Raw genomic sequence first — 4,767 nt, 5'->3', positions numbered from 1 at the left:
GCAGTGGTACCACGAGGGCTTCGAGCGGGACCTCACGGCCGTCGACGGCGTGGAAGATGCGCTTGACCGGCTCCGGCTTCCGCACTGCGTCGCCTCCAGCGGCAGCCACGCCAAGATGCGGCAGACACTCGGCCGGACCGGGCTGCTGCACCGCTTCGCCGGCCGCATCTTCAGCGCCACGGAAGTCGCCAACGGCAAACCCGCCCCCGACCTCTTCCTGCACGCGGCCTGGACGCTCGGGACCGCCCCGGAGCGCTGCGCCGTCGTCGAGGACAGTACCTACGGCGTCCAGGCGGCGCGGGCCGCGGGGATGTATGCGTTTGCCTATGCCGGCGGCGTCACGCCCGCCGAGCGGCTGGCGGGCCCAGGCACCACAGTTTTCCACGACATGCGCCAGCTCCCGGAACTGATCTCAGCCGGACAGCCCAGCTGAGGTTGGCTTGGCACAGCAGGGCGGGATTTCCTCACCTTTGACGTCGGCGCACCGGCCTGTCGGGCCGGATCACCGCAGAGTCCCGGCGTCGTCCCTTAGGCGTGGGGTGCAGGCGCCGGGCCAGCGGCTGCGGAGCCGGGTCAGCCCAGGACGGCGATCGCGATGGCGATGTAGTGCGCGGCGAAGGCAAAGACCGTGAAGGCGTGGAAGAGTTCGTGGAAGCCGAAGTGCTCGTAGCTGAAGTTCGGCTTCTTCAACGCGTAGAACACGGCGCCGGCAATGTAGAGCGCCCCGCCCACGCAGATGAGCACCGCGGCGGCGACGCTGGCGGCGAAGAAGTCCGGCAGGTAGAACAGGGCGCCGCAGCCAAGGGCGATGTAGATCGGCACATACAGCCAGCGCGGGGCGTGGGTCCAGAGCAGACGGAACAGCACGCCCAGTACCGCGCCGGACCAGATCACCCACAGCAGCAGCACGGCCTTCGGCCGGTCCAGCAGCGCCCAGGCCAGCGGCGTGTAGCTGCCGGCGATGACGAGCATGATGTTCGTGTGGTCGAGCCGTTTCAGTACGATCTTGACGCCGGGGGACCAGTTGCCGCGGTGGTAGACGGCGCTGACGCCGAAGAGCAGCACGCCGGTGAAGGCGTAGACCGCCGAGGCGACTTTCAGATCCGGAGTGGGGGCGAGGAGCACCAGGACCAAGCCCGCCACGAACGCCAGTGGGGCCGTGGCGGTATGGATCCAGCCCCGCCACTTTGGTTTGATCATCAGGAGTTCGGCGATCCTGACGGCGGCGTCGTCCATCGGACTGTTATCGCGGGCCGCGGCCCGGTGCTCGCCGTGGTTGCCGTGCACGGGCCGCTCGCCGGGCGCGGGCCGCTCGGATCCGGGCTCCGGGCTGTTGCTCTCCATCCTGCAATAATAACCTACGGTCCAGTAAGTTACCGCTGAGTAACAAGGTCCGAGGCCGGGTACCGCGGCAGTGGCGTGCGCACCGCGGGCCCTCCGGCGGGTAGCCTAGGAATGCACTGCTGTCAGACCTCAAGGAAGCCAGGTGAATCTCCGGATGGAACTGCCCGGGTTCCTTTATGGCTTCTACGAGCGGAAGCTCCAGCGGTCCCTCGACCCGGAGCGGATCCCCAGGCACGTCGGCGTCATGGTCGACGGCAACCGGCGCTGGGCCCGGCAGTTCAACGCCCCCACCAGCCAGGGCCACCAAGCCGGCGCGGACAAGATCCACGAATTCCTCGGCTGGTGCCAGGAGTTGGGCGTCAAGGTCGTCACCCTATACATGCTGTCCACCGACAACATGAACCGCTCGGGCGAAGAGCTGGAGCTGCTCATGGGGATCATCGCCAACACCCTGGACCGGCTCGACGAGGACGCCGATATCTCGGTAAACGCCATGGGCGCCCCGGAACTTCTGCCGGATTATCTGGCCGAGCGGCTGAACAAACTCACGGCCCGCACGCCGGTGCACGAGAAGATCCACGTCAACGTCGCCGTCGGCTACGGCGGCCGCCGCGAGATTGTCGACGCCGTCCGGGAACTGCTGCACGACGCCGTCGCCCGTGGCGCCGACATCGGCAAACTGGCCGACGATCTCACCGTCGACGACATCTCGCGCTTCCTGTACACCCGCGGGCAGCCCGATCCCGACCTTGTGATCCGGACCTCCGGGGAGCAGCGGCTCTCCGGGTTCCTCATGTGGCAAAGCGCCTACAGCGAGTTCTATTTCTGCGAGGCCCTGTGGCCGGCGTTCCGCAAAGTGGACTTCCTCCGCGCCCTGCGCGACTACGCCGGCAGGCAGCGCCGCTTCGGGACCTGAGGCGGTTCATCCGGGCTTCATCTGATGGCAAGAAGAATCGCCGGAAAATGGACCGGAATTCGACAGTCCTTGGACGTACGTTAATCCCATCAGCGGGCAAGCCGCCGGCTGATCGGGGAGGCCAGTACATGGAGCGGAAGTTCGCACCGGGTGTATGGGAGGCCGCGTCCGGCCTCACGGCCGAGCCGCCTCACCAATAACAAATCCGGGCCAGCGGCCCGGGGCTGGAGTCGATGTGGCTATTTCTGAACAACTGCCCGGTGTCAGTTCCGACCAGGGCAAGAAGGCTACCTCTCGCGCCACGCGAGCCACCTCACGGACCGGCACAGCGACATCCGACGCTGCGGCCGGTCCTGCTGTCTCCGGGGAAGGAACAGCAGGCCGGGAGACCGCCCGAAGCTACGTGATCGACACCTCCGTGCTGCTCTCGGACCCGCGGGCCCTGCTGCGGTTCGCCGAACACGAAGTCATCGTGCCGATCGTGGTCATCACCGAACTAGAGGGCAAACGGCACGACCCGGAGCTGGGCTACTTCGCCCGCAAGGCGCTGCGGCTCCTTGACGACCTCCGGGTGGAACACGGCGGCCTGGACCGCCCCATCCCGCTGGGCGACGACGGCGGCACCCTGATGGTGGAGATGAACCACATCTCCGCTGACGTGCTGCCCGCAGGATTCCGCGGCGGCGACAACGACAGCCGGATCCTCGCCGTCGCCAAGAACCTCTCCAACGAGGGCCGGGACGTGACAGTGGTGTCCAAGGACCTGCCGATGCGGGTCAAGGCCTCCGCCATGGGGCTGATCGCCGACGAGTACCGCAACGAACTCGTCAAGGACTCCGGCTGGACCGGGATCGCCGAGATTGACGTCGCGGAAGACGAAGTCGCCACGCTCTATGGGCACGAGCCGGTCTTCATCCCGGCCGCGGCCGAACTGCCCGTGAACACCGGTTTGGTGCTGCTCTCCAGCCGGGGGTCCGCCCTGGGCAGGGTCGGTGCCGACAAGCAGGTCCGCCTAGTGAAGGGCGACCGGGACGTGTTCGGCCTGCATGGGCGCTCGGCAGAACAGCGGCTGGCCATCGACCTGCTGATGGACCCGTCCGTCGGCATTGTCTCCCTCGGCGGCCGGGCCGGCACCGGCAAGTCGGCACTGGCCCTGTGTGCAGGGCTCGAAGCCGTCCTGGAACGCCGGGAGCACCGCAAGGTGATCGTCTTCCGTCCGCTCTATGCGGTGGGCGGCCAGGAGCTCGGCTACCTGCCCGGCTCCGAGTCGGAAAAAATGAACCCCTGGGCGCAGGCCGTCTTCGACACGCTCGGCGCCCTGGTCAGCCAGGAAGTGGTCGAGGAGGTCATGGACCGCGGCATGCTCGAGGTCATGCCCCTCACCCACATCCGCGGACGCTCTCTCCACGATGCCTTCGTGATCGTGGACGAGGCCCAGTCCCTCGAGAAGAACGTGCTGCTCACGGTGATGAGCCGGATCGGCCAGAACTCCAAGATCGTCCTGACCCACGACGTCGCCCAGCGCGACAACCTGCGCGTCGGACGGCACGACGGCGTGGCCGCCGTCGTCGAAACCCTCAAGGGCCACCCGCTCTTCGGCCACATCACCCTGACCCGCTCCGAGCGCTCGCCGATCGCGGCTCTGGTCACGGACATGCTCGAGGGGGCCGAGATCTAGGGTCTCGTCCGCGGGCTTTCGCTCGCCTTCGTGGGGCCGTGGCCGGGTTCGCCGGCCGCGGCCCCTTCGCCGTCGCTTAGACACGAGGCTTGGGGCCCGCTTCGGTCGCTGGGCGACCTTCGGGGCCYCAAGCCTCGCGATGCGCTCCTACGCGAAGGGGCCGCGTCAGGCTTGCGGGTGCGTGCCGCTATGCGAAGGTTCCGCGGCGCGGCTTGTGCGCTACTCACTTTCGGGGTTGCGGTGGCCCGCAAAGGAGCGCATCGCCGACCAGAGCGAAGCGGAGGTCGCCCCCGACCGAAGCGCAGCGACGGGAGGTGCCTAAGCGACGGCGGGGCGCCGCGGCACCGCTCGCGGTCCCTACGGCCGGATGCCTAGGTATTTCGCGGTGGGTTCGTGGCCTTGGACTTGGAGGGTCCAGTCGGGGCGTTTGAAGGTGGCGAGGGTGAGTCGGACCCGTTGGGTGTCCCGGAGTTTGCCGCCCCAGTTGGCGCGGGTGAGGCCGTTGAGCTCGTAGCCCAAGGAGCGGGAAACGCCCAGGGACTGCTGGTTCCAGGCGGCCGCCTCGGACTCCGCGACTTCGGCGCCGAGCCAGTCGAACGCGTAGAGGGCGACCGCGGCACGCATCTCCTTGCCGAATCCGTGGCCCTGCGCGCTGCGTTTGAGCCACGAACCTGTGCCTACCGTCTTCAGGGTGGCGAAGTCCTTGGCTTCGATGTCCTGGCATCCGAGGAACTCGCCGTCGTGCCAGATGCCCAGCAGCAGGGTCCATTCTTGCGGCGACATGTTTCCGCGGCAGCGCCAGTACCACTGCGCCATGGTCGGGCCGAGC

The 4,767-nt window shown here is 67.8% G+C and carries 5 protein-coding genes; 3 read left to right on the top strand and 2 right to left on the bottom strand.

The genetic code is table 11. The features are described from left to right. Positions 1–433: HAD-IA family hydrolase (locus AB4Y86_RS12305; protein WP_441402508.1), on the top strand; the 433-nt coding region annotated here is incomplete at its 5' end. A gap of 140 nt (positions 434–573) precedes the next feature. On the opposite strand, the gene trhA is transcribed toward AB4Y86_RS12305, so the two are convergent. Continuing rightward, positions 574–1,215, bottom strand: coding sequence for a PAQR family membrane homeostasis protein TrhA (trhA, locus tag AB4Y86_RS12300; RefSeq protein ID WP_441402510.1), 642 nt, complete (start codon positions 1,213–1,215; stop codon positions 574–576). Between the two features lie 283 nt (positions 1,216–1,498). On the opposite strand from trhA, the gene AB4Y86_RS12295 reads away from it, so the two are divergent. Then, positions 1,499–2,260, top strand: coding sequence for an isoprenyl transferase (locus AB4Y86_RS12295; protein ID WP_441402509.1), 762 nt, complete (start codon positions 1,499–1,501; stop codon positions 2,258–2,260). 235 nt (positions 2,261–2,495) lie between these two features. Further along, on the top strand, positions 2,496–3,938 hold the full coding sequence (locus tag AB4Y86_RS12290; RefSeq protein WP_441402507.1) for a PhoH family protein: 1,443 nt from the start codon (positions 2,496–2,498) through the stop codon (positions 3,936–3,938). Positions 3,939–4,295: 357 nt separating this feature from the next. Here the strand turns inward: AB4Y86_RS12290 and AB4Y86_RS12285 are convergent. Next, positions 4,296–4,767, bottom strand: a 472-nt coding sequence (locus tag AB4Y86_RS12285; RefSeq protein WP_441402506.1) for a GNAT family N-acetyltransferase, incomplete at its 5' end; no start/stop codon positions are given.

It is taken from the genome of Arthrobacter sp. 2YAF22_2 (assembly GCF_052114645.1).
GTDB lineage: Bacteria > Actinomycetota > Actinomycetes > Actinomycetales > Micrococcaceae > Arthrobacter.
The sequence above is the reverse complement of the archived record's forward strand: the minus strand, read 5'-3'. Positions and strand labels throughout refer to the sequence as shown.